We start from the raw sequence: 19,261 nt of genomic DNA on the forward strand, positions 1-19,261 counted from the left end.
TTCCCGTAGAAGCCGGCCACAAGACCCTCCTGCGGCCCTGTCCGGTCCCTTCTTCCGGTAAAGAAGATCGATGCCATACACACAGATTATGGCCTACTTATTTGAAGATATTTGGAAGCAGATGTTAAGGAAGTGTAAATCTTAAGCGCGGGGAAACACCAAAGTAAATACCGAACCCTGCCCTGGGCTGCTTTCTACAAGGACCCTGCCTTTGTGCAGGTCCATCACATGCTTTACAATGGCAAGGCCGAGTCCCGTGCCTCCGGTATCCCTCGAGCGGTCTGCATCAACGCGGTAGAACCTTTCAAAGATCCTGTCCAGCCTGTCCTTTGGGATACCGATGCCCGTATCCCGGACCTCAACTTTGGAGCTTATACCATCCTTAGAAACCTTGACTTCGACCCTGCCGCCCCGGTCCGTGTAATTGACCGCATTGTCGATTAGGTTAGCCAGCGCCCTTCTTATGTGCTTCTCATCTCCCATAACCTCTGCTGATGATCTGCAAGGCATAAGTACCAGCTCCACGCCGCGGGCTACTGCTTTTTCCCTGAGTTCGCTAACACAGCTGTTTGCCGCACTGCAAAGGTCCACTTTAACAAGCTCCGGATCGGTCCTTCCGGACTCCAGCCTAGACAGCTCAAGAATATCGTTGATGAGCAACGCCAGGTTCCTTGCGTGTCTTTCTATCTTCGAAAGGAACTGCCGGCTGTCCGACGGATCGTTAATTGCTCCGGCCAACAGGGTATCTGCACTGCTGATAATAACTGACAGCGGCGTTTTTAACTCGTGAGAAATGTTGGCAATAAAATCCCTCCTGTAGCCTTCCAGTTTTTTGAGCCTGGTCAGGTCCGAAATTACAATAACGGCTCCCTCAATGGTCCCCCCGCTTCTGATAGGAGATATGCTGGCCTGCAGCGTAAGAGCCTCCCTGCCTGTAAGTGAAAGGTCCTTCTCAAGGGTTGCCCCTCCGTTTACCGCCTCCTGCGCCAGGTCTGCCAGTTCCCGGCTTCTCAATGCCTCCATTAGCGTGCGCCCCTTACCATCCTCTTCAGTAAGGCCAAAAAGTTTTTCGGAAGAGCGGTTCATTAAGATCACTTTCAGGTCCCGATCAAAGGCAATGACGCTCTCTTTCATCGAAAAGAGAACCGCAGAAAGTTTTGCCCTTTCAATTCTCAGTTTTTCTGTGGCATTGAACAGATTGGAGCTTATCTGTTCTATCGATCTCTCCACTTGCCCAAGCTCAAAATGGGATTTACTTATTATGGTCTTAGGCTTTTCATTCTTTAACAATAACAGCGAGATCTCCTTAAGCCTCTCTATCGGGTGCGAGAGATAACGCGAAAGCACTATGCTGAGCAGGACCGCAAAACCCAGAGCAAAAGCCATTGATACCAAAACCAGGCCAAAGAGCTCTTTTTTAAGCTCTTCTGCATAACTTACGGGCCTGGCCACCCGTAGATACCCTAAGATCGTTCCGCCCTCTTTAAGCGGCACCGCCGAATAGATCAGTTCTTTCTTTAAAGTGGCGCTGTATCTTTTTGAGGCACCGTATCCCGACCTTGCCGCATCCATTATTTCGCTTCTGCCCGAATGGTCGTCCAGCAGCATCAGTTGCGAAAGCGGCGTGTCAGAATCAGCAAGAACCTTTCCCCATACATCTATCACTGTAACCCTTGCTAAAATATCCCTGGATATGCCCGTGGCGATGTTCTGAAGCCTTGTTCTGTCCGCAGATAGCCCTGTTTGTAAGACCGCTCTTGCCGACAACAGGGCCTGCTTATGGAGCTCACTCTCGGTCTCTTTAAGAGAGATGCGGTCGGCTTTTTGAGGCGCGGTAACAAGAAAAACTGCAAAGCTTAAGAGGACCACACAAAAGAAAGAAACAAAAAGCAGTGTCTTATAGTTCCTTAGCATCCGGCGCTACTCTTTTTCCGAGAATTTGTAGCCTACCCCGTGCAGAGTGATTATATACTTGCCGGCTTTCTTGAGCTTTTCCCTGAGCCGCCTTATGTGCACATCAACCGTTCTTGTCTCTATTTCCGTGTCTATGTCCCAGACATTATCAAGCAGCTGGTTGCGGGTAAAAACTCTTTCCTTATTCTTTGCAAGATAGGCAAGAAGATCAAACTCTTTCGCCGTCAACTCCACGCTTTTCCCTGATGTCTTGACAACATGGGCATCAATATTGATCTCAAGATCGGGAAATCTAAAAATCTTTTCTTCGCACATCTCTTTGTTAACAGTCCTTTTTATGCCCGTCTTGATCCTGGCCATTAATTCTTTCATGCCGAACGGCTTGGTCACATAATCATCAGCGCCAAGTTCCAGCCCCACCACCTTGTCGGTCTCCTCGCCTTTTGCCGTTAGCATTATGACGGGTATGCGGGAGGTGCCCTCGTTGCGTTTGATAAGGTTAAAGACCTCTATGCCGTCAATGCCAGGCAGCATTAGGTCCAGCAGTATCAGGTCGGGCAGATTTTCCTTTGCGCTGATGAACCCGCTCTCGCCGTCGTGCGCCAGCAGGCAGCCAAAACCTTCTTTTTTGAGGTTGTAGCCGATCGTCTCGGCAAGGTCCTTTTCATCGTCAATTATGAGGACTGTTTTCATTTTGGATGGGCAGATGCTTGACCACCTTTGCTTCCACCATATAGACCACATCTTCGGCGATGTTCATCGCGTGGTCGCAGATGCGCTCGAGGAACCTGGCTATCAAAAGCAGAGGGATGGCTTTTGGCACTGTCTGGGGATCCCTCATCATTATCTGGGTAAGTTCATCCGTTATAAGGTCCCTTAATTTGTCCGCCTCGGTCTCCATAGCGTGTATCTTAAGGCTCCTTGTGCTGTCCTTTTTTACAAAAGTATCTATGCTTTCTTTTATCATGTTCTTGGCTATATCAGCCAATTTGGGAGTGTCTATCAGCGGCTTTAAAAGCGGCCACTTTAACATCTCAATGTTCTTCTGCGAGATGTCAACAGAAAGGTCCCCTATCCGTTCCAGGTCGGTGGCAATGCTCATGGCTGTTGTTATGAACCGCAGATCGGCCGCCATCGGCTGGCGGGTAGCTATCAGCGTAATTGCCCTGTCCTGGATCTCGAGTTCCAGGCTATCTATTCCGGAGTCGCCTTCTATCACCGCCCTTGCCAGTTTTTCGTCCCTGTTCTTTAGGGCTTCCACGCTCCTGTAGATAGAGTCCTGCGCGGTCTGCCCCATTTTTAGGATAAGATCGTTAAGCTCGGACAGTTCGCTGTCAAAGGTCCTTTCTATCATCAGCCGTACCTCCCTGTTATGTATTCCTCCGTCCTTTTGTCTAAAGGAGCGGTGAACAAGCGTTTTGTGTCCCCAAATTCTATCATTTCACCGAGTAAAAAGAAACCTGTCTCGTCCGACACCCTGGCCGCCTGCTGCATATTGTGCGTCACTATAACGATGGAAAAGTCCTTTTTAAGCACCTGCATCAGTTCTTCGATCTTTTGTATCGATATTGGATCTAGCGTAGAGCAGGGCTCGTCCATCAAAAGGACCTCCGGACGCACGGCAACCAGCCTGGCTATGCAAAGCCTCTGCTGCTGCTCCAGGGTCATAGAAAGAGCATTTTTTGACAGTTTATCTTTAAAGTCGTCCCACAGGAGCACTTTTTTGAGGCTTTCTTCCACTATTGAAGAAAGCTCTGTTCCTTTTGCCAGCCGGTGAACCCTGGGGCCAAAGGCTATGTTCTCAAAAATGGAAAGGGGGAAGGGGTTCGGCCTTTGGAATACCATCCCGACCTTTTTGCGCAGATCGACCAGATCGGCGCTGCCGTTGATTATTTCCTGGCCGTCAAAACGGATGCTGCCTGTTGCCCTGGAGCCGTCTATCAAGTCGTTCATCCTGTTAAGGCACCTGAGAAAGGTCGACTTGCCGCAGCCGGAAGGACCGATAAGCGCCGTTATGCTGTGCTTTTCTATCTCAAGGTCCACATCTATAAGGGCGCGGAACTTGCCGTAGTAAAAATTCAGCTTTTTGACGGTGATTATTTTTTCCATTTAGCCGAACTTCCCCGTTATATAGTCGTTGGTCCTCTTGTCGCCCGGTGCGGTAAAAAGTCTTGCGGTATCATCCAGCTCCACCAACTGCCCCATCAAAAAGAAGGCCGTCCTGTCAGATACCCTTGCGGCCTGCTTAACATTGTTGGTGACCAGTATCTGGGTGTATTTATTCTTTAATTCCCCCATTGCCTCTTCTACTTTTCCGGTAGAGATGGGGTCCAGTCCAGAGCAGGGCTCGTCATACAGGATCACTTCCGGCTCTACCGCCAGCGTTCTGGAAATGCACAGTCTCTGCTGCTGGCCGCCAGACAGATTTAGAGCGGGGCAATCCAGCCTGTCTTTAACTTCTTCCCAGAGGTAGGAGGCTTTCAGGCTTTTTTCCACTATCTGCTCCAGTTTGGAACGGCCCTTAATTCCGTGGACCCTGGGTCCGTATGCCACATTGTCAAAAATGGACATGGGAAGCGACAAAGGAAGAGCAAACACCATGCCTATCTTTCTGCGCAGCGCCAGAAGCCTCAGGTCCCTGAAGATGTCCTTGTTGTCGAAAAGAACTTTCCCTTTTATGGATACTCCGTCGATCAGGTCTATCATTCTGTTGAACACTTTAAGCAGGGTCGTTTTCCCGCTCCTTGCCGGCCCTATTATCGAAAGTATCTCGTTCTCTTTAATCTCAAGGTTTATTTTGTCGAGGGCTTTTTCCTGCCCAAAACAGACGGTAAGGTCCTTGGTCCTCAGTTTTGCTACCACAGTTTTTTCTTTCTGAACTTGGCCCTGATAACAGCAGCCGCAATGTTCATGGCAAACACAAGCAGAATAAGCACAAGAATTGTGCCGTACTGCAGCCTCGGGCTCACATTTGGGACCTGGGTCGAGAGCACATAGATATGGTAAGGAAGGGCCATCACCTGGTCATAGACCGAGGTGGGAAGCCTTGGCAGATAAAAAGCGGCAACGGTAAAAAGTATGGGAGCGGTTTCGCCCGCCGCGCGGGAGAGCCCCAGTATGGTGCCGGTCAGTATGCCCGGGACAGCATTTGGCAGCACCACTAGCCAGATGGTCTGCCATCTTGAGGCGCCCAGGGAATAACTTACTTCCCTAAAGGACTTTGGGACCGCGTCCAGAGCTTCTTTGCTGGCAGTTATTATTACCGGCAGGGTCATTATGGACAGAGTAAGAGAGCCGGCCATTATTGAAGTACCCAGGTCAAGCAGCATTACGAACAGGGCCAGGCCAAAAAGTCCGTATACTATGGAGGGGACCCCCGCCAGGTTCACGATGGCAATATCTATCATCCTTGTGAACCAGTTCTCCTTTGCGTACTCCGACAGATAAACAGCGGCAAGAATTCCCAGCGGTATCGAAAAGGCCGCCGTACCTAGAACAAGATAGACGGTCCCTACTATCGCCGGAAAGATGCCGCCCTCTCTCATTCCCGCCTTTGGCACGCTAAAGATGAATTCTGGAGTAAGTGCCTGCAGACCGTTATAGAGCATGAGCAAAAAGATGAAGACCACCGGCAGTATGATAAGGAAGGTTGAAGCGCCCAGGAGAAAGAAAACGACTTTCTGCGTCTTTTTGGGGTCTGTCTTTATCATGCTTTTTTCCTGTGCAGCATAGCGTAAGCCAGCATGTTGATGGCAAAAGTAATGACAAAGAGCACCAGCCCGATACCGAATAGCGCATAATAATGCATGCTGCCGTTTATTACCTCCCCCATTTCAGCCGCTATCGTGGCAGTTAGCGTCCTTACCGGCTGCAAAAGGCTGTGCGGCATTAACGCCGCGTTACCGGTTATCATAAGCACTGCCATGGTTTCGCCTATGACCCTGCCGATACCCAGCATAACGGCTGCAAGTATCCCGGAAGAAGCCGCGGGAAGTATCACCCTGCGGATGGTCTGCAGATGGGTCGCCCCCAGGGCCAGAGCCCCTTCTTTGTAGCTTCTTGGCACCGAGGTTATTGCGTCCTCTATTATAGAAACGATGGTCGGAAGGGCCATAAAGGCAAGCATTATGGAGCCGGCCAGCGCTGTCAGCCCGCTGGGGACATTAAACATTGTCCTTATCAGCGGGGCAAGCACCACTATACCTATAAAGCCGAGCACTATGCTCGGAATTGCCGCCAACAGTTCTATTCCGGTCTTGAGAATATCCCTCAAAAAAACCGGCGCCACCTCTGAAATGTATATGGCGGCGGCAAGCCCCAGCGGTACAGCTATAAGAATGGCCCCAAAGGTGACAAAAATGGAGCCCATTATCAGAGGAAGAAGGCCGAATTGAGGGGGCTCCGATATAGGGTACCAGTTGGTACCTGTTATGGTGCCCAAAAGATCGCTTCCGACAAAAAAGTTATAACTCTCTTTGAACAGAAATACAAAGATCAGCCCCACCATTATTATGGTGGCGGCTCCCGATAAGAGGATGGCCCCTTCTATGAGCCTTTCCAGAAGATTCTTTGTCATCTTCCCTTCACCTTTAAAGGCACAAAGCCCATGTCCTTAACTATTGCCTGCCCTTGCTTTGTAAAAACATAATCTATGAAACCTTTTATCACCCCTGCAGGGGCTCTGTTCGTATAAAAAAAGAGCGGCCTGGCTATCGGGTATTGTCCGTTGGCGCAGGTGATCTCGTCAGGGAAAACATAGGAGGCACCCTCTTTTTTGGCAACAGAAAGGACCTTGGTCCTGTCGGTTATATAGCCCAGGCCTATATAGCCGACAGCTTCCGGGTTTGAAGCCACTTCTTCAACTATCGCCTGGGTCGAAGGCAGCATAAGCACTTCCCTGGCAAACTCATTGGGGTTCTTCTTGCTGCCCAGCTTTACTATCTCTTCAAGAAAAAAGACATGCGTCCCGGAGTTCCTGTCCCTGGAAAGCGCAACGATCTCCTTATCAGGCCCCCCGAGTTCTTTCCAGTTAGTGGTCTTTCCGTTAAAGACATCCGAGAGCTGTTTTACTGTCAGTTTGCTTATCGGGTTCTTATGGGAAGTCACCACCGCTACTCCGTCGCTTCCCACCTGGATCTCGTTGGGAAATACTCCGGCCTTGACCGCAAGTTCTATCTCATGTTTGGTCATGTCCCTGGAAGAAAGGGCGATATCGGCATTGTTGTTTATCAGCGCGGCTATCCCAACACCCGAGCCGCCTCCGGTGACCGCAATAGGGATCTGCTTGCCTTGCATATAGTCTTCGGCAAGCGCCTGCGCAAGGTTGACCATAGTATCGGAACCTTTGATCTGGACTATCTTATTGCGCGCGCAGGAAGAAAAGATGAGACAGGCAAACACAAAAAAAAAGAGGAACAGGGGAACTTTCGGGAAAGATTGTTTGAATGCTTTCATTTGACGACCAAGGATATTATAACACCAAAATTTGGTAAAATATGGGTAATGAAAAGAATTCTAAACGGCTTTATAGCGGTCCTCCTTATCGGTTTGTGCGCCCCTGCCATGGCAGCAGAATACGACGGCTTGTGGTTCATGGGCTTTAACCTCAACAAAGATGTTTTTGGAAATGATACGGGAAAACTGGTGCGGCAGGCCGTAAATTATGCCGTTGACAGAAATTACATCTCTTCGCAGATCATCGGAGACGGCAACACTCCTACCACCGTGCTGCCTCCCGGTATGGATGGACAGGACGGCTCAATAAAAGGCTATATCTATGACCGTACAAAGGCAAAAGCGCTAATGAAAAAGGCCGGTTATTCAATGAAAGATAAAAGGCTTAAAGGTCTCGTCCTTCTTCATACGGACGGGGACAAGACAGTAAAGATCGCCGAAGCGATAAAGGGCTACCTTTCCTCTATCGGCATCGGCATAAAACTCAAGCAGATGGACTACGAGGACCAGCAGGCCTGGGACAGAGCCCTTTCTTCAGGAAAACACCATCTGTTCCTTATGGGCTACAAGGCCCCTGACGAATTTGACGGACCACAAAAGGGTTTTCGCAGCGCCTCAGGGTTCCTGAATGACCTTTTTCATTCAAAGGGGAGCGCAAATTTTTTCTTTTTGAGGGATGAGGGGCTTGACAGCCTCATAGACGGGGACAGGCCAAAAGAAGCCTCGCTGAGGTTGCAGGAAGACCCTGCAACTGTTAATCTTTTCTATATAACGGTATTATGAAAAACCATCTGGTCCCAAGCAGCTATGTTAACAGCGTCTATGATATAGACCTGGATTCTTTAAAAAGTAAGGGCATCTGTGTTCTTCTCATAGACCTCGACGATACGCTTTTGCCAAGGAGCGAATCCAGGATACCCCTTAAGACATACAGCTGGATAGAAAAGGCAAAGGAGCTTGGATTTGAAGCATATCTTGCTTCTAACGGCACCAGGGTGGAGCGGCTCAACAAGATAGCGTCCGACCTGGGTATCGAGGGCCTGGCACTTGCCTTTAAGCCTTTCCCGTTCGCCTTTAAAAAACTGCTGTCAAAAGCGGGAGTTACCGCATCCAAAGCGGCCGTTATAGGCGACCAGTTGATGACGGATATCCTTGGAGGGAACCTTTTCGGAGCCTACACCATCCTGGTAAATCCGCTGTCGCCGGAGAGATCGCTGGTCAGGATCCCCTACAGGCTGTTCGAAAGTTTTGTGGCTGGGGTGTTAAAGATCAAGGTCGAGAACTAACTTATTGCCTTAAGCGCTTTCTTGATCGCTTCCTCTATCGAGGGTTTCTGAGAAAAATCTATACCGCAGCTCATTGCCGCTGTCCTGGCCTCTTTTGCTCCGTAGCCCAGAGCCATCAGGGCCGAAACAATGTCTTTTAAGAGCGGTTCTTCTGTCGATATCGAAAGCGGGGTCTGCCCGGATTCGGATTTATAGGCTTTTGCCAGTTTTTCCTTCAGTTCCACTATCAGTCTTTCAGCGGTCTTTTTACCGACCCCGCTCGCAGAGCTCAAAAGCGCCACATCCCCTTTTGTGATAGAAGCTATCAGCAGCCTAGTTTCAAAAGAGGAAAGCAGGCTCATTGCGGCTTTGGGACCGATCCCCGAAACCGAAATAAGATGCTTGAAGAGACTTTTTGTTTCTTTGTCCGGAAATCCGAACAAAGCGACAGCATCCTCTCTAACCGCAAAAAAAGTATCTATCCTGATCTTTTCTCCTTTTTTGGGCAGCGAGGCAGCCATCGATAGAGGGATCATAATATCGTATCCGACCCCGTTAACGTCCACCGTGATCAGGTTGTTTTCCGAGGCTTCAAGCGTTCCGCAAATATGGCTCAGCATGACAGGGCTCTCAGTTTCCTGGAATTCACATGGCAGATCGCTATAGCCAGAGCATCCGCCGCATCATCGGGCTTTGGAGTTTCCTTGCATTTAAGCAGCATTTTCACCATGTACTGGATCTGTTTCTTATCGGCTTTGCCGTATCCGGTCAATGCCTGCTTTACCTGAAGCGGGGTGTATTCGGCAACAGAAACCCCCTGTTTTGCCGCCGTCAGCAGTATCACGCCTCGCGCCTCCCCCACTTTTATCGCCGTCTTTGCATTGGAGGTAAAAAACAGCTGTTCAACCGCCACGCTGTCCGGAGAAAACCTTGCTATCAGGTCGGAAAGTTGATCCGAGATCTCTGCCAGGCGTTCGTCCTGTCGTTTTTTTGAAGAGGTCCTGATGGCTCCGTACTCCAGCACTTCTATCCTGTTCTTTTCTTCTTTGATAAAGCCGTAGCCGGTGGTGGCGGTCCCGGGGTCAATTCCCATTACGATCATGGAAGGATTATAACATTTGAGAAGAAATCTTCCAATAGAAAGGAGCTTAGAATGGGACTGCACCTGTTATTCTGATCGCTGCTTATCGTTATCACTAATCTATCACCAATTTTATCTATCCCTAATAACCCGAATGGAAGTATCTCTAATCGCTCTAATGAACCCTAATGACGCGAATCCGGATAAGCGTTATTTGAGTTCATTAGGGTTATTAGAGGTTTGTCTCATTGGAGTTATTAGTGATAAACCAATTAGCGAGAGATTCGCGACACTTAGAAAGCAGAATTCTTATTCAAAACAAAACTCTAATTACCGCACTACTATTTACTGAGGATGATACTAATCGGCTCTTCTGTAATTTGAGAGCCTTACCTTTTCTCTTGCTCCTATCGGGAGCGTTCCGTACATTTTTTGCATCATATCGGACCTGCTTTTTTCCTGCCTGTGGGTGCAGCCGTCATAGTACTGGCACGGGGTCCCGACCTCTGTTATCTCTTTACATCTAGGACATTTTATCTGACCGTCTTTAAGCAGCAGTTTGTTGCAGGACGAGCACCTGATCTCTTTTTTGGACATTTTTGCCTCCGAACAAGTTTTTTTCAACACAACAAGACGCTTACATTAGTATATCGAGAGGAATTGCGAAGGATTTCAGCCTATTCTAAACTCGCACAGAAAAATCAAAAAACAAATGTTCTCTGTCTCAAATCCATAAACGGACCGCATTGTCATCACCTGTTATTGCGATCCGGCAGTTATCAGGTAAAAGGGCTACGGTTTTAATATCTCGGCTATACGAAAACCAAAATTAAGGTCTTGCCGGGCGTAGCTCTCCCTTCCTCTGTAGAAAGCAAGAAGATGATCCGGGTATTCAATAACTCTAAAAGAAGCACCTCGCACAACTCTGCAATCATTATTATTCGGATCCGGCCTGGAATTAATAGGATCTATCAGATCCCTGGGATCATAACTGCCATACCAGTCTTTACACCATTCCGTTATATTGCTGGCCATATCAAATACACCTGAAGGAGTCGCGCCTAAAGGTAAGAAATCAACAGGCAGTGTCTCTCCATTTCTCGTGTTCACACGCCCTTCATACGGCTCATCTCCCCAAGGATACCTTCTCCCCTCATTTCCCCTTGCCGCATATTCCCATTGAGCCTCGGTCGGAAGACTGAATTTTCTAAGCCCCTCGCCTCCTATTCTCGGCATCTCTAGCCCGCTTAGAAAATCACAATACCTTTCCGCATCATACCAGCTGATGCCTCCGACCGGATGCATTGCATATTCCGGATCAGCCACAATATTGGGTATGCTAAATCCCATCAAATGAAGATAACCAAGATATTCACCGTTTGTAACAGGATATTTTCCTATCGCGAATTCGCTTAATTTTACCTGCCTTATCGGTCTGGTGTCCGAAAAATAATCACTTCCCATTGGGAAAGACCCGCTTGTAAAGTTTATCATTTCAGGGATCCTCAGTTTTATCTCCCCGAATACCGGCCGGAACAATACATGTCTAGCTCCCATTCCAGTGATTCTCATCCCGTTTATTACCAAAGCCATATATTCCTCCTTTACTCGAGCAGAGTTTTCTGCCTTGAGCCCTTATGGCAAACCCTCATCTGTACACTATTATCGTATTACCATGCCGGATATTTCATATAATTCCAGGATAATAGAATGGCAGTTTATTGACAGCATTATTGAAAAGACGGCAGAAGAACCAATACATTATAAATGAGGCGTTCAGCAGTTTAGTCGGAATCAGCGCAAATTATTCCGTCTTCCACCATTCGTCGCTTATTTCGTCCGCGGGGCCTTCGTCAAAGGCTTCGGGAGGAAAAAGCTCTTCCGGCATTACCCCGAGCCCTACCATCGTGTCTGCAACATAACGGAAAGGAGGGCCGGCATGCTTTTTTGTGTCGGGCACTATCTTCATGACCCTTGTTTCGCCGTGAAGCTCATAAAGGGTCAAAGACTCTCTGACCTTTTTCACCTTCAGGTAATCAAAAGAGTTAACATTGATATAGACCCTGCCGTTCAAAAAAAGCGTCGGGTCTTCTTTGTTCACCGAGACCCGCATTATAAAGCCCTTGCCTTTTTTAAGGACCCTTTCTTTTTCGGTCTCAAAATAGATCACATATCCAAGGTCCCAAAGCAGGTTCATCATGTCCCGCTTGTTATAAACTATCCCCTCGTTGACAATGAACTGGAGGTCTTTTTTGCTCTTATCGTTCTGCGCCATTATTGCCCCTCCTTTTACAGCTCTGTCCGCTTACGAGTTATTATACAACCTGAAGACCGGTTTGCAATATCGCTTTTGCGTTTTTTTTCACCCGGATCCTTCAAGTTTTAATTCCCTGATCTTAACTCCCGTATCCGAATGCCTCATAAGCACTTCTCCCACCAGGACCGCGCAGGCCCCTGCCTTTTTTACGCGCCTGACATCATCGGCAGACTTAATGCCGCTTTCCGAAACAAGGACCGTTTTTCTGCCTGCCGGGATCCTTGCGGCAAGGCGCTCTGTGGTTGCGAGGTCCACCTTAAAGGTCTTAAGATCGCGGTTGTTTATTCCGATGATCCTGGCCGGGGTCTTTAGCGCTCTTTCCATCTCCTCTTCGCTGTGGACCTCCAGCAGCACCCGCATTCCCAGGTTCCTGATTATCTTTATGAACTCCGCAAGTTTTTCGTCATCAAGGACAGCTGCAATAAGCAGGATGGCATCTGCCCCGTTCATCCTGGACTCATATATCTGGTCCTCGTCAATTATGAAATCTTTGCGCAGGACAGGTAGCCTGACTGCTTTTGACACTTTCTTAAGATCGTCTATGCCGCCTTCAAAATACTTTCCATCGGTAAGCACAGACACCGCGTTTGCTTCCGCTTTCTCGTACTTTTTGGCGGTCTTTACGGGGTCAAAGTCCTGACTGATCACCCCAGCGGTGGGAGAAGCCTTTTTAACTTCGGCTATCAGGGCAACGGGCTTTGAGACAGCGGCAAAAAAATCCCTCGGCGGCGGACTTTTCTTAACAAGCTTCTTAAGGTCCAGCCCCCGCATCTTTATCTTGAGCGCCGTTACCTCCTGCCTTTTGTCAAAGATAATATCGTCCAGTATCATGAGTAATTAAAATATACCTCAGTTGATGAGGCCTTACAAGGCGGGTATAATCAGAGTTGCGGGATCAAAAATGAATTACCACACCCCTGTTCTGCTTAAAGAATCTGCCGACCTGTTAGTAAGCGGCAAAGAAGGCTTTTATGTGGATGCCACGGCGGGAGGCGGCGGACACAGCGTTGAGATACTTAAAAGGATCGTTCCGTCCGGAAAGCTTGTGGCCTTTGACCGCGACGAAGAATCCCATGAGCAGCTGGCAATAAAACTGCGGCAGGAGGGTCTTGAAGATTATTGTATATCCGTACATGACAATTTTTCTTCGCTAAAAGAACATTTGGCCCTAATGAACATTAAAAAGATCTCGGGGATCCTTTTTGATCTCGGCGTTTCTTCTAGACAGATAGACGAACCCTTTAGGGGGTTCAGTTATATGAAGGACGGTCCGCTTGATATGAGAATGGACCAAAGATCTGCCGTGACCGCCGAACAGGTCCTTAACTCGGCTTCCGGAAAGGACCTGGAAGCCATTTTGAGGAACTATGGCGAAGAAAGGATGGCAAAAAGGATCATTAACAGCATTGTTTCTTCAAGGCCGCTTTCTTCAACCTCCGAGCTCTGCGGCGCCGTAAGGCGCGCTGTGCCAAAGCCCATGTCAATGGCGGCCTGTGTCAGGGTCTTTCAGGCCCTGCGCATACATGTTAATAAAGAACTGGAAAGTCTTGAAACAGCTCTTGCTGACGCTGTGAAGCTGCTTGAAAAGGGCTCAAGGATAGTTGTAATATCTTACCACAGCCTTGAGGACCGCATAGTCAAGCAGTTCTTCAGAACTCAGTCGCTGGACTGCATTTGCGATAACAGGGCGCCAAAGTGCACCTGCAGCCATAAAAAGGCCCTTAAGATACTGACAAAAAAGCCCGTGTGCGCTTCGCGTCGGGAGGTCTTAGAAAATCCCCGGGCAAGGAGCGCTAAACTGCGCGCAGCGGAAAGGATGTAAAAATGAGAGCCAAAGCGCTCATCTTTCTCTTTGTCTTTATCTCGATGACCATGATCCACTTGTGGCTGAACTCCTATATTATTTCTGCGGGCTACAGAAGCAATGAACTTGCAAAGGAACTGAACGAGATCAGGGGAAAGAACCGGCAGCGGATGGCAGAGATCGCTTCCGCCTCCCACCTTGGCAAGATCGAGGCCAAGGCACGTTCACAGCTTAATATGGTATATCCGGAAAAGGTCAATTTTATCGTCATAACCGGGGAAGCCCAGCATAAGTAGCTTATCTTTCGTCGCTTAACCTAAAGCCGAACAGCTGAGTATTTTTGCTGTCAGGATTAATGATGAGTCCGTAGTCAAATATCAGATAAGGAAAAGTGGCGGTAGCCCCGGCAGTAAAGCGGTCCTTTGTCCACCCCCCCCTCAGCACAAGGCCGTTGGTGATCTTAGATTCAACTCCGTAATGCATAAAAGTGGTGGCCCCGTTGGGCGATTTGAGGTCCCTGAACTCGCCTTCCGCCACTATCTTGGCATTCTTCATGGTCTCCGGACTCAGGCAAAGACCCAGCCTTACAGAGGTTGAAACCGGAACATTGTTCTTGACAAGGTCCTGTAAAAGGATACCGGCGGTAAGCTCACTGGAAAGGCCCGCTTTTAGTCCCGCGTCCGCCGTCCAGCCCCTTTGTGAAGAAGAAGCAAGATCATAGGCAACATTCTTTTGAGTTATACCCCAGCTGATGCCGTTGTCGCCCATCGTGCCGAAGGAGATCGCGGTGACACCGCTTTTCTGCCCGGCCTTGTCCTCTTTTCTCCAATAGGCAAACCCGACCTGTTTTGTGGCAAAAGAATATGAATCGTTAATGTTGTTCTGGTCCGTATTGACATCCATGTAGTTCTTGATGAACTGCGTGGCAGCTGTGGACAGGCCCGCCGGATTATAATAGACTGCATCGCTGTCGTCCGCCACCGAAACAAAAGCCCCTCCCATGCCCAAAGCGCGTACGCCTATGCCGTCCTTAAGAACGGAATCAAGAAAAGGATCTGCATGTGAAGCAGAGGCCAAAACCCAAAATCCTAAGCACAAAACACTAAATAAACCTAAAATCCTAAGCACAAAACTTTCTCTTGTGGTTTTAAATTTTGAATTTTGGATTTGTTTAGGATTTAGAATTTTGGATTTAGGGTTTCTGGCTTTTGTCATTTCGATCATATAATTGTATACTAATAACATGGATTCGGCAATCAACAAGGTCAAGGTCCGCTTTGCTCCCTCCCCCACCGGCTATCTGCACATGGGAGGGGCCAGGACCTCTCTATACAACTGGCTGTTCGCCAGGAAAAACAGGGGCGTTTTTCTTCTTCGGATCGAGGACACTGATAACGCCCGCTCTACAAAGGAGGCTGTGCAGGCCATCCTTGACGGCCTCTCCTGGCTCGGCATGGACTGGGACGAGGGCCCCTTTTATCAGACACAAAGGCTTGACCTGTACGGGGACTTTGCGGGCAAACTGCTTGAAAGCGGCAGGGCATACAAATGCTTCTGCACAAGCGAGGAACTTGCCGCCCAGCGCAAAGAAGCCGAGTCAAAAAAAGAAGCGCCCATGTACAACGGCCGCTGCAGGGGCCTTAACAGGGAACAGATCTCGGCGCTGGAGGCAGAGGGCAAAAAATGCGTTCTGCGCTTTAAGACCCCCAAAAGCGGGACCACTGTGGTAAGCGACATGATCAGGGGCGATGTAAAGTTCGAGAACCTGCTCCTGGATGATTTTGTCATCGTAAAGTCCGACGGCTTCCCGACCTATAATTTTGCCGCGGTGGTAGATGACCATCTTATGGACATCAGCCATGTGATAAGGGGGGACGACCATCTTTCAAACACTCCAAGACAGGTCCTTATGTACGAAGCCTTTGGTTTTTCGCTGCCAAAATTCGCCCACATACCGATGATCCTTGGAAAAGACAAAGCCCGTCTTTCAAAACGGCATGGAGCAACTTCCGTAATAGCCTACAAGGACATGGGCTATCTTCCGGAAGCCATGGTCAATTACCTGGCGCGCCTGGGCTGGGGCCACGGCGATCAGGAAGTATTCAGTGTTGACGAATTGATAGAGCTTTTTGACATAGAAAGGGTGAGCAAGACGCCTGCGGTGTTCGACATGGACAAACTTGACTGGTTAAACTCGATCTACATCAAACAGTCGCCCCCGCAGAGGATCGTCCTGATGACAAAACCGTTCCTTGAGGCCGCGTATCCTTCATATAAAGAACTGGAGAAAACCCCCGAAGGCAGGGAAAAGATAGAAAAAATAGTCGTTTGTCTGCTTGAAAGGATGAAAACACTTAAGGATATAGTGGCTCTCTCTGACTTCTTCTTCCTGGACGAGATAACCTATGACCAGAAAGCGATCGAAAAGCATATGAAGGAAGAAGGGGTAAAAGAGATACTGTCAAAGCTCGGCAGCGCCCTTAAGAGCGTTAACCCCTTTACAAAGGATAATATCGAAACCGCCTTCAGGGGGCTTGCCGCAGAGCTCGGCATAAAAGCCGGTAAAGTCATCCATCCCGCAAGGGTGGCCCTTACAGGAAGGTCCGATTCCCCGCCGATGTTCGATACCGTCGAAATAATCGGCAAAGAAGTGTGCCTAAAAAGGCTTGAGAAAGCTTTTCAACTGCTTCAATAATCGTTTTTCCCAAAACCCGGCATTCTCCGCAAAAAAGTGAAATTTCTGTTTTTTTGAACCGACATTGTCTTGTATCGGATCTTGTGAAAGGAGTATTCTATGCCATCTGCAGCAAGTCTTGTCCCGCAAAAGGGTCCGGTTGCTCTTTTTGCCAACAGCGCCAATAGAGCGGTACAGGGCTTTTCCCTTTTGGAGATCAATGGAAAGCCAAGGATAGTTGAAGTGGTAACTCCTTCAACTGAGCGCGCAAGATACAGCGGCCTTCTTTCCTGGATAGAAGAAAGGGACCTGTACTTCCACAGTATTGACACAAGCGAAAGGCTTTCCCCAAGCAAAAGATGCGCTGCAGAGCTGCGGAGTGCCGATGCCGTAATTATTCCCTCTGCACTACCGGGCAGCAAAACGGAAGAGGCTCTCTATCAAAGCTTTCTCGGTCCGGTAAGACAGGGAACAGCGCTAATTCACCCGATCTCTATGAGGAATATGGCCGGGGTGTTTAACTACAATTACTTTTACGGAAGCGGCGCAATGCAGGCACAGTATGAGGCCGTACTTAGCTGCGCTTCACAGATAGTAAGGGTTGATTTTGCCCAGATACTGTTCAACGCCGCAAAAAGCCTCGGGTTTGAGCTTCAGACAAAAAGGGATCGCAATTTTGCTTTTGCGGAAAGGTTCCAACTCAGGTACATGATGCCCGGAGGCAATTGGGAACTGCCTAACCGGGAGCTTAACGAGGCTTCGGGGCTTCTGCAGAACGGTGGCCTTAAAGGCAATATCTTTTTTGCAAGCCCGCACGCCGATGATCTGGTCATTGCCGCCGGAGCTTTTGTCGCCAGCCTGACCGCAAAGGGCTGGAACTGCCTTGACCTTGTCTTTGCAAGCGGCCAGGGCGGCGTCACAGCTGATTTCATACTTAAGAATAAAGAACAGCTGCTCGGCTCCCTGCCCGCCAGAAGCGCAGAAAGACAGCTTTTACTGAACAATTATTACGTTCTTGAGGCCCTGCCTCCCGGAAGCGAGGAAAGCAAGGCTGCCGAAAGGTTCATAAAGACATTCGTCAGGATGAGTGAGCTTGCCGAAACAGATAAGCCTCTCGGGGCCGTTCCCGAACTGCTCAACCTGCCCTTTTATGACAACAGGAATCCCGACGGCAGCAGAGTAATACTGCCGTTCGAATACGACCTGGTCCGGACGGCTCTTGCGCACAATTTTGACAGGGTGGACATGGTGTTTGCTCCGCTCAAGGGCGATATGCATCCCGATCATGTGGCAACAAGGACCATAGCGCTTAAAATAGCCGCGGGACTCGCGGTAGAACAGGGATCCCCGATACCCGTTTTTTCTTATGCCTCGCCCTGGTTCACCGGAGCCACCCCTATCAACGCACTCCTTTATTATCAGCCTCAGAGCGGTTTTTCAAAACAATATCCGGCAGTCAAGTCATTTGGAAGAGCTCTGGCCATTGCAGGGACAGAACTTTCCTGCGGCTTTGCCGCGGCCCCTCCGGCCCTGGGCGCTTACTGCGGGGGAGATACGGACAGGATAATAGCTGAAGGGTTTAATATCTCTGTCAAACAATAAGAGGAAGGAGGTCGGGCAAACGTTCTTTGTTCCATTTTTCGCGATCTAACATAAAAGGAGAAAAGAAATGTCCGCCAGTCATATCGTTGTCGGAGAAGGCCGCACGAACTGTTCGAGGCTTGCAAACTCTTTCGCTCGCATAGGCATACCTTCTATTGGCTTTCGCGCAGACAAGTTGTCCGTACATGTTTTCAGGAACAGGGAAGAAATGGGCAGAGCGGCAGCTTTTGCTTTTGAACAACAAGTGCAAAGAGTGGTTGACAGACACGGGGCTTTTAGAGGCATCTTTGCGGCAGCCCCGTCGCAAAACGACGTCTACGCCAGTCTTATCCAAAGCGGCACTTTCCCGTGGCAGGCGGCAGAAGGACTTTTTATGATGGACGAGTACACAAAACTTTCTCCGACCGATCCCAGAAGCTTCCGTTATTATCACAACACAAAGCTCTGGGGGCCTCTTCTTTCCCTTGGCAGGGCTCTTGACCCGCAAAAGATCTTTCAATTGTACGGAGAAGCCCAACCCGAAGCTGAATGCTTAAGATATGCCGGCCTGCTTGCCGCAGGCAAAGCTCCCGTTGTTGTTGAAGGCGGCTTTGGGGAAATCAATGCCCACATAGCCTTTAACGATCCTCCTGAAGCTGATTTTGGAGATCCTTTCCTTGTCAAACTCATCGAGCTTGCCATTGAAGCAAAGCAGCAGCAGGTTAACGAGGGCCATTATGCCAGCGTGGAAGAACTTCCTGACGCACTGACGCTTACTGTCCCGGCATTGACAAGAAATCCTTTTTACACGGTGAACTACTGGTCCAGCGTAGTCCCGACAGAGAACAAAGCCTCCGGGGTCTTTGCCGCGCTCTTTTCCCCTGTCAGCGCCGCAATCCCCGGGACCGCCTTGAGGTCCTCCATGGTAGGGTCTGCAAGCCTTTTCCTTGACCTTGCTTCATCTTACCTGGTAAGAGAAGAACTGTCCCGTTTGGACTTTCTTGACTTTTCCAGTCTTGAACGGACCCCAAGTCCCGCGCGTCAAGAGCCCGCGCCCCATGACCCGATAGAAGGCCTTGGCGGCAGTGAGGACGGAATGGAACCTTTGTCCGAAAGAAAAGGGGGCACAGGGGAACAATTGAGGGGAAGAGACATGGGATAGGCCGATCTG

Annotated in this window: 22 protein-coding genes; 7 read left to right on the forward strand and 15 right to left on the reverse strand. The window is 49.2% G+C overall.

Translation table 11 applies throughout. The annotated features are described in order from the left end of the window. Positions 1 to 141 precede the first annotated feature (141 nt). From WC490_06145 to WC490_06180, 8 genes are read right to left on the reverse strand one after another with little or no spacing between them, the layout of a single operon-like run. A complete protein-coding gene (locus WC490_06145) occupies positions 142 to 1,914 on the reverse strand; it encodes an ATP-binding protein (protein ID MFA5098185.1) in 1,773 nt (590 codons plus the stop codon). A gap of 6 nt (positions 1,915 to 1,920) precedes the next feature. Further along, positions 1,921 to 2,607 carry a winged helix-turn-helix domain-containing protein gene (locus tag WC490_06150; GenBank protein MFA5098186.1) on the reverse strand — a complete coding sequence of 229 codons (687 nt, stop codon included), beginning with the start codon at positions 2,605 to 2,607 and terminating at the stop codon, positions 1,921 to 1,923. Next, the gene (phoU, locus tag WC490_06155; protein MFA5098187.1) at positions 2,585 to 3,268 is read right to left on the reverse strand and encodes a phosphate signaling complex protein PhoU; all 684 of its coding nucleotides are present in this window, start codon (positions 3,266 to 3,268) and stop codon (positions 2,585 to 2,587) included. Before phoU ends, WC490_06150 begins: the two co-directional genes overlap by 23 nt. Continuing rightward, a complete protein-coding gene (pstB, locus tag WC490_06160; GenBank protein ID MFA5098188.1) occupies positions 3,268 to 4,023 on the reverse strand; it encodes a phosphate ABC transporter ATP-binding protein PstB in 756 nt (251 codons plus the stop codon). The genes phoU and pstB overlap by 1 nt, the downstream gene beginning before the upstream one ends. Continuing rightward, the gene (locus WC490_06165; protein MFA5098189.1) at positions 4,024 to 4,776 is read right to left on the reverse strand and encodes a phosphate ABC transporter ATP-binding protein; all 753 of its coding nucleotides are present in this window, start codon (positions 4,774 to 4,776) and stop codon (positions 4,024 to 4,026) included. Then, positions 4,770 to 5,624 (reverse strand): phosphate ABC transporter permease PstA, encoded by an 855-nt coding sequence (pstA, locus tag WC490_06170; GenBank protein ID MFA5098190.1) that lies wholly within the window; start codon positions 5,622 to 5,624, stop codon positions 4,770 to 4,772. The genes WC490_06165 and pstA overlap by 7 nt, the downstream gene beginning before the upstream one ends. Continuing rightward, positions 5,621 to 6,490 carry a phosphate ABC transporter permease subunit PstC gene (gene pstC, locus WC490_06175; GenBank protein MFA5098191.1) on the reverse strand — a complete coding sequence of 290 codons (870 nt, stop codon included), beginning with the start codon at positions 6,488 to 6,490 and terminating at the stop codon, positions 5,621 to 5,623. Before pstC ends, pstA begins: the two co-directional genes overlap by 4 nt. Next, positions 6,487 to 7,368, reverse strand: coding sequence for a phosphate ABC transporter substrate-binding protein (locus WC490_06180; protein MFA5098192.1), 882 nt, complete (start codon positions 7,366 to 7,368; stop codon positions 6,487 to 6,489). Before WC490_06180 ends, pstC begins: the two co-directional genes overlap by 4 nt. 48 nt (positions 7,369 to 7,416) lie before the next feature. Here WC490_06180 and WC490_06185 point away from each other — a divergent pair, with 48 nt between their 5' ends. After that, the gene (locus WC490_06185; protein ID MFA5098193.1) at positions 7,417 to 8,151 is read left to right on the forward strand and encodes an ABC transporter substrate-binding protein; all 735 of its coding nucleotides are present in this window, start codon (positions 7,417 to 7,419) and stop codon (positions 8,149 to 8,151) included. After that, entirely contained in the window at positions 8,148 to 8,654 is a 507-nt protein-coding gene (locus WC490_06190; GenBank protein MFA5098194.1) for a YqeG family HAD IIIA-type phosphatase, read from the forward strand. Before WC490_06185 ends, WC490_06190 begins: the two co-directional genes overlap by 4 nt. Here WC490_06190 and ruvA read toward each other — a convergent pair. The 6 genes from ruvA to trpC all read right to left on the reverse strand — a co-directional run bounded on the left by ruvA (position 8,651) and on the right by trpC (position 12,862). After that, positions 8,651 to 9,253, reverse strand: a complete 603-nt coding sequence (gene ruvA, locus WC490_06195; protein MFA5098195.1) for a Holliday junction branch migration protein RuvA — start codon at positions 9,251 to 9,253, stop codon at positions 8,651 to 8,653. The two genes, WC490_06190 and ruvA, sit on opposite strands and share 4 nt — an antisense overlap. Beyond that, positions 9,247 to 9,735, reverse strand: a complete 489-nt coding sequence (ruvC, locus tag WC490_06200; protein MFA5098196.1) for a crossover junction endodeoxyribonuclease RuvC — start codon at positions 9,733 to 9,735, stop codon at positions 9,247 to 9,249. Before ruvC ends, ruvA begins: the two co-directional genes overlap by 7 nt. 339 nt (positions 9,736 to 10,074) lie before the next feature. Then, the gene (locus tag WC490_06205) at positions 10,075 to 10,311 is read right to left on the reverse strand and encodes a zinc ribbon domain-containing protein (GenBank protein MFA5098197.1); all 237 of its coding nucleotides are present in this window, start codon (positions 10,309 to 10,311) and stop codon (positions 10,075 to 10,077) included. 195 nt (positions 10,312 to 10,506) lie between these two features. Beyond that, entirely contained in the window at positions 10,507 to 11,301 is a 795-nt protein-coding gene (locus tag WC490_06210) for a formylglycine-generating enzyme family protein (protein MFA5098198.1), read from the reverse strand. Between the two features lie 217 nt (positions 11,302 to 11,518). Further along, positions 11,519 to 11,989, reverse strand: a complete 471-nt coding sequence (locus WC490_06215) for a hypothetical protein (GenBank protein ID MFA5098199.1) — start codon at positions 11,987 to 11,989, stop codon at positions 11,519 to 11,521. 87 nt (positions 11,990 to 12,076) lie between these two features. Continuing rightward, complete coding sequence (trpC, locus tag WC490_06220) at positions 12,077 to 12,862, reverse strand: indole-3-glycerol phosphate synthase TrpC (GenBank protein ID MFA5098200.1); 786 nt, start codon at positions 12,860 to 12,862, stop codon at positions 12,077 to 12,079. Between the two features lie 70 nt (positions 12,863 to 12,932). Here trpC and rsmH point away from each other — a divergent pair, with 70 nt between their 5' ends. Both rsmH and WC490_06230 read left to right on the forward strand, forming a co-directional pair. Next, complete coding sequence (rsmH, locus tag WC490_06225; GenBank protein MFA5098201.1) at positions 12,933 to 13,853, forward strand: 16S rRNA (cytosine(1402)-N(4))-methyltransferase RsmH; 921 nt, start codon at positions 12,933 to 12,935, stop codon at positions 13,851 to 13,853. Positions 13,854 to 13,855: 2 nt separating this feature from the next. Next, positions 13,856 to 14,131, forward strand: a complete 276-nt coding sequence (locus WC490_06230; protein ID MFA5098202.1) for a hypothetical protein — start codon at positions 13,856 to 13,858, stop codon at positions 14,129 to 14,131. A gap of 1 nt (position 14,132) precedes the next feature. Here the strand turns inward: WC490_06230 and WC490_06235 are convergent, their stop codons facing one another. Further along, on the reverse strand, positions 14,133 to 14,912 hold the full coding sequence (locus WC490_06235) for a hypothetical protein (GenBank protein ID MFA5098203.1): 780 nt from the start codon (positions 14,910 to 14,912) through the stop codon (positions 14,133 to 14,135). 178 nt (positions 14,913 to 15,090) lie between these two features. Here WC490_06235 and gltX point away from each other — a divergent pair, with 178 nt between their 5' ends. From gltX to WC490_06250, 3 genes are all read left to right on the forward strand, one after another. Continuing rightward, a complete protein-coding gene (gltX, locus tag WC490_06240; protein ID MFA5098204.1) occupies positions 15,091 to 16,530 on the forward strand; it encodes a glutamate--tRNA ligase in 1,440 nt (479 codons plus the stop codon). A gap of 99 nt (positions 16,531 to 16,629) precedes the next feature. Next, a complete protein-coding gene (locus WC490_06245; protein MFA5098205.1) occupies positions 16,630 to 18,111 on the forward strand; it encodes a PIG-L family deacetylase in 1,482 nt (493 codons plus the stop codon). Between the two features lie 67 nt (positions 18,112 to 18,178). Beyond that, positions 18,179 to 19,252 (forward strand): hypothetical protein, encoded by a 1,074-nt coding sequence (locus WC490_06250; GenBank protein ID MFA5098206.1) that lies wholly within the window; start codon positions 18,179 to 18,181, stop codon positions 19,250 to 19,252. Positions 19,253 to 19,261 lie beyond the last annotated feature (9 nt).

Source organism: Candidatus Margulisiibacteriota bacterium, from assembly GCA_041650635.1.
Taxonomy (GTDB): domain Bacteria; phylum Margulisbacteria; class WOR-1; order JAKLHX01; family JBAZKV01; genus JBAZKV01.